This is a genomic window from Fulvimarina endophytica (assembly GCF_003403015.1).
Lineage (GTDB): Bacteria > Pseudomonadota > Alphaproteobacteria > Rhizobiales > Rhizobiaceae > Fulvimarina > Fulvimarina endophytica.
Genome location: NZ_QURL01000020.1, coordinates 1 through 5,321 on the forward strand (window position 1 = coordinate 1; position 5,321 = coordinate 5,321).

General features: G+C 58.9%; 5 protein-coding genes. 1 reads left to right on the plus strand and 4 read right to left on the minus strand.

Annotated elements, in window-relative coordinates:
- The coding region (locus DYI37_RS19610) for an IS5 family transposase (protein ID WP_116684963.1) at positions 1–371 on the plus strand (371 nt) is incomplete at its 5' end.
- Positions 372–594: 223 nt separating this feature from the next.
- Here DYI37_RS19610 and DYI37_RS19615 read toward each other — a convergent pair.
- The 4 genes from DYI37_RS19615 to DYI37_RS20095 form a co-directional block, all read right to left on the minus strand.
- Positions 595–1,179 carry a hypothetical protein gene (locus DYI37_RS19615; RefSeq protein WP_147307967.1) on the minus strand — a complete coding sequence of 195 codons (585 nt, stop codon included), beginning with the start codon at positions 1,177–1,179 and terminating at the stop codon, positions 595–597.
- A gap of 359 nt (positions 1,180–1,538) precedes the next feature.
- The gene (locus DYI37_RS19620; RefSeq protein ID WP_116684965.1) at positions 1,539–2,129 is read right to left on the minus strand and encodes an ATP-binding protein; all 591 of its coding nucleotides are present in this window, start codon (positions 2,127–2,129) and stop codon (positions 1,539–1,541) included.
- A 642-nt stretch (positions 2,130–2,771) separates the two neighbouring features.
- Positions 2,772–4,253 (minus strand): DNA cytosine methyltransferase, encoded by a 1,482-nt coding sequence (locus tag DYI37_RS19625; protein ID WP_158555241.1) that lies wholly within the window; start codon positions 4,251–4,253, stop codon positions 2,772–2,774.
- A gap of 618 nt (positions 4,254–4,871) precedes the next feature.
- Positions 4,872–5,321 (minus strand): site-specific integrase (locus DYI37_RS20095; RefSeq protein ID WP_158555242.1); only part of this gene is annotated, 450 nt, incomplete at its 5' end.

Below are 5,321 nucleotides of genomic sequence, written 5' to 3' on the forward strand. Positions count from 1 at the left end.
GCCCTCTCGGCTTCCTCGTGACCGGCGGCGAGGCCTCCGACTACAAGAGCGCCGCCGATCTCCTGGCGATGCCGGTCGGCAAGCCGCGCCTGATGTTGGCCGACAAGGGCTACGACGGCGACGCCTTCCGATCCGAACTGCTGCTGAAAGGCGTTCTGCCGGTCATTCCGGCGAGAGCGAACCGCAAGAACCCAGCCAAGCACGACCGGACGGCCTACCGCGACCGCAACCGGATCGAACGCATGTTCAATCGGCCGAAGCAGGCAAGGCGGATCGCGACCCGCTACGACAAGACCCGCCTCTCGTTCCTCGCCTTCCTCAACATCGCCAAAGCACGGCTATGGTTGAAAGACTATGTCAACAGGACCTAGTAGCCGCGATCTGAAAGCGTGCGGCAAGAGTCACGCCGGCTCGCAACAAAAAAGAGGCCGGTCTGGTCAGAGGCCGGTAGCTCCGAGCAGCCGCGCGGAATATCAGCAGGTCACGCGGTTAGGGCCATGCTCACCCCTCTTAAAACTAAATTCCGCTGAGCAACGGAAGACAACCAACTGATTCCCTGCTGCCCCCGCAACAAGCAGTGCACATTTTTCTTCGTTAAAGTCCGAAATCTTTTACGTACTGCGTGGCCTTGTCCAGCATGTACTTCTTAACATGAGCTTCCGATAAAGTGTTTTGCGCTTCCTTTATTTCGCTATCAAGCCCCTTTCCGCTATTTCTCCAAGTTGGCTCGATGCAGATATATTCTCCGTCACGTAACTCAATTTGTATATCTGGCTGAAGACCGCTTCCGGGAATGGAGCGCCTTTCTGTAACGACCTTTAGAGCGGGAGCATCATCCGCCAGGCAGTTTGCGATCAGTGCGGCGAGTGCTTTGTTTAACGGCTTGTCATCCTTTGAGGCGACTGCTTGCATCCGAATGAAGTCGTCGATTGTTTCTTGCCCAATACGACGGGAGCCGGCAAACGGGGACGTCTCGATCTCAGCCTCCCGCAAGATCGCCTTGTAGATCCGCGATGCCTTCATTGCCGTCTTAGCCGCTTCTAGGTTGATTGAAGGCTGCTTCAGCTTGCCCTTGAGTGTAGAATCACCAAAGGCTCGCACGGCCGCCACTGAGACGTTCGGGGGGGATGCCGAATAGGCGAGTATCAATGGCGCGTAGAAGATGCGCCAACTTGCCACGACGATCCTTCCACTCCGATATGTAGATGATGCTTTCGTCGGCTTGGTCGATCAGTTCCCCAATTTTGTCGATATCAACTTTGCTTTGGATTCCTTGAGTCAGAGCATCCGCGGTGGCGTTCAGTAGCTTCAGATCATCTCCAGGAAGTGCGACCCAGAGATGAGGCGTGGAGCGAACCTTCAGAACAGACCATGTCCGATCTCTTTCCAGATTGGCAGCTTTTGTTACGCGACCGAAAAAATCAGAGATAGTTTCGCAGGACGGAAGTAGCTTGGCGGCGTCTTCCTTTGTGAGGCCGTATGCCTCCAAGCCGTCACCCGTCAACGACCGGCTAGTGTTGTCGGCTAAATCCCAGTACTTAGTTTTGGGAACGCCCCTGAAGTGATATTGCCCCCCGCGAAACCTCGTCCGCCATCGAGTCACGTCCAACGATCCAAGCCGTCTCGGACACCTTTGTTGCGCTATCTTGCTTCGTGATTGGCCACAGAACCACTGCGGTGCCGCTGGGTTCGCGGAAAGCGTTCAGCAGATCCGCAAATGTCTCTTCGACTTGGGCAAGATCAGCAGGAGTTGGGTTGTCCCGGCGATCGATCAGGACCACGCGGTTGCTTGTTTCTTCCGGAACTACGTCAGACAGCACAAACTTCGGGAGGTCGCTGAGAGGGCGGTCGTTCGAAAACGTGCTGACACGGATGTTCTCGAAAAATCGACTTAGCGTCTGGAGAAACGTCGTTTTTCCTGAACCCGAGAGGCCGTAAAAGACTTCAATGACACCCCCGCCGCCGTCGCGTACTCGCCGCAACAGCTCGTCTACGCGATTGGCCGCGTCGTCTACTCTCTCGACAACCTCAGCAGGGTCCACCTGCGCCGTTGCAGCCCGCTGTTCAAGGAACTCCCACCGTCGCGGAAGTTCCAGCCGGGGAAGCGTCGAAGGCTGTTCCGATGTCATCGGCTTTTCTAGTCCTACGTTCGAGTTCTAGCGACGGACAGCGCCACGGGGCCCGTCGAAGCCGCCACAGTGCCCCGCCTTCGTTATACGGCAAAAGCAGGAGAGGGCCGGCGTTCGGACTACTTTTCGAGACGCTTTTAGCTGGAGAGCCCTTCCCGCGTCCACTCTGCCCCTGCGGCGCTGTGGAGGCCATCAGATTCTTCCGAAAAATTTCGAAGCACCTCTCGATCCACAACCGCGCAGACTTCTCCCATGTCGTGAGAGGGAGAGCTGACGGGCCGATAGCGAGCCGGCAGCTTCAGGCCGTCAGAGATGGAATGAGTGTCGATCCGCAACCGATTCCATCAGGTCGATCATCTTGGCCAGCGGAATATCCGTTTCCTCGACTGGCAGATAACCCAAATAACGACCGACATGGGCGCAGAGCGGAAATAATTTCGTGAGCCCATTACATATTGAAACATGGCCATCAAGCGAGCTCCCGTACCCGCAGTTCTCAGCGGGCGAACTCGCTCATAGCCGCAGTCGCCGTAAAGATCCTTTCAAACAGCACGTAGGGAACGATCGCTCAAACTGGCATCCGCATTACGACTTCAATTGCTTTGCTCGATCCCCATCCAGAAGCGTTCGGCGTCCGATGCTTCAAGACACCCAGACAAGCTCGTCGTCGTCGTCGATCATCTCACTTGCAGCTTGCAGGCTTCGAAGATCCAGTCGGCGTGTCGGACGTGGCTGCCTAGCAGGCAATTGAACCTGCATAGCTTCAACGGAAGCAGTGTTCCGTCGGCTTCGATTACGCAAGGAGTTCAGCGGTCGCATGGCCTGACTGATGCTATAGGTGCGGGGGTCGACGGTCGTCCCGGTAAGGGCCGAAGCGATCGCGCATCCGAGATGTCTGGCCACGGGTGGCGGAAAGGCGTTGGCGATCTGTTTGTAGACCGCGACGTGTCCTCCCGCGAACGGCCATTGTGGTGAGAAGCCCTGAAGTTTTGCGCACATCGAGTTCGTGATCTCGACGGGTCCTTCGTGATCCTCCTTTGGAAGCTCCCGTCCGATCCGGGTCCCGATAAAGCCCATCTTCTCCCAGACTTCCCGTGCGTGCTGCTGACCGAGATCCGCCCCGCACTTCTTGTCGCTGCCACCCGTCAACGTTGGGGCCGGAACGGCCATGCCCGCCAGATCTTCCTTTGATGGGTCCCAGCCTTTGGCATGGAAAAAGTCCCGCAGGACGTCGTAGACAGTCAGAGGCTCGGACACGTAGTGAGGAACGATCGCGGTCGGCCAGACAAAGCGCGCCATCGCGTCCTTGTCACGAAAGCCGACGAGGATCGAGCGGATCCGGTTCTGTGCCACACCGAAATGCGTCGCGGAGACCCTCCGCCACTCGGTCGTATAGCCCATCCGCTTCAGACGAGCCTGGATCTGAAAGCGGTCGTAATCGAACGGCGCATGGAACAGCCCCTCGACGTTCTCGATGAGGATCGATCGAGGCTTCACGTGATCTACGAGGCGCAAGAACTCGGGGAACATGTCGCGTTTGTCGGACGCGCCGCCTCGCTCGCCTGAAATAGAGAAGGGCTGGCATGGCGGACCGCCGGAAAGAAGATCTATCGGACCGAGTTCGGCTCGATCGGGCGTATAGGAGCGGACGTCCGTTTCGACGACATGCTCGCTCCCGAACGCTGCGCGCAGCGTTTCGCAGGCATGGGGCAGGTGTTCGACAAGCGCAGCGTGACGGAACCCCGCCTGCGCGAGCCCTGCCGCCATGCCGCCTGCGCCCGAAAACAGTTCGAGAGCGGTCAGGTCATGCGTGTACGGGTGCAAGAGGCAATCGAGTTTCGGAGCTGGACGAGCAACGGAATTTGAAAGCCGAGTGACATCCGCGTCGTCGTTCTTCGCCTGATGCTTCGCCTCGTCTTCTTCCACGACGTCGGACATCGTCGCGAAATCGCCGTCCGCCCAGCGCGTCAGCTTCACGACGGGCGAACCTACGTCGCCGTCTTCGCCGAAGAGGTAGGACGCGATCGGACGAAGACGCTCAGCCTCCGAAGCAAGCTTGCTCCGATCCTCGTCCGGGCATTCCGGAGAGAGAACGGCCCGTTCCAGCGCTTCGATCTCCGACATGAGACGGTCGGCGCCGCTGCGGGCCACACGCTTCAGTGCAGACGCCGTCGTCTTTGGCTGATCGGGAACGGTCCCGCGCAGAACACGGCGTGCTTCCCTCGCGGTCAGGGACCGACCGGAGGCGATCGAGGCGAGAGCCTGATCGCGAGCCTCCGCTTCCGCCTCTGCGATCAAGACGACGACGCTCGGCGAGACGTTCCGCTCCAGAAGCATCTCCTGATGCTCTGCCAGGACCATGTGAGCCTTTCGGAATCCGAGGGCGGTTCGCGGATCGAGTTCGCATTCCTGGCGGACCCAGCTCGAGAAGGTGCCGCGCAGCAGTTCTGCCGCTTCCTCGAACTTCGCTCCGAGTTCGAAGACGTCCTTCAGCGCTCGGCCATTGGCGTTCTTCGCGCACTTGGCGATCGCGCGCAGACGCTGACAATCTTGCCTCGAAGGCCGGACATTGGTTTGCAGCATCGTCTTCGTCATGGCCCGTCCTCCGTGCAGTTAGAGGACGGTCTACATCTTCGGGTTTGAACACCCGGAGAACACGTTCGCTCAAATGCCGAGGACTTCGGCTTTCACGGAAAGGCAGATCGGAACTCGTCGCCTCGTCTGTGCGACCGTAGACGTCAGCTACGGCTGTCTCTGTCGTCCCATGGTCCGCTTGCGTTTGGCCATCTTGGCGAAGTCGAGATCGCGGAACACCGAGTAGTCGATGGATGGATTGAGCGGCAGCCTTGCTAGCTCCCGGGCGCGCGTCTCGGTAATCGTCTTGTAGCCGTAGCCCTCGTGCTCATCGACACCGATGGCATGGCCGGACTGGAACCTGCTGTCGCGCGGGTTGACCCCGGCGTCGCGCATGTCCTCGATCTGACCACCGCGCAGCGAATGGAAAACCTCCTTGCGGCTCTTCTCGACACCCGCCCGCTCGAACAGACGCCCCATATAGGAGGAGGCGCTCTTGCTCGGATCGGCAAGGCGCATGAGTTCGGGAAACAGGAAAGCGTCGCCCAGCCCCTTCGCCCAATGCACGAAGCCGATCTCATCGAGAAAGTCGTTGAGAACGAAGAAGTTCGTGCTCGC

Coding starts and splice junctions, on each gene's coding strand:
- DYI37_RS19620 (WP_116684965.1), bottom strand. CDS start 2,129: ATGACATCGGAACAGCCTTCGACGCTTCCCCGGCTGGAACTTCCGCGA.
- DYI37_RS19625 (WP_158555241.1), bottom strand. CDS start 4,253: ATGTCGGAGATCGAAGCGCTGGAACGGGCCGTTCTCTCTCCGGAATGC.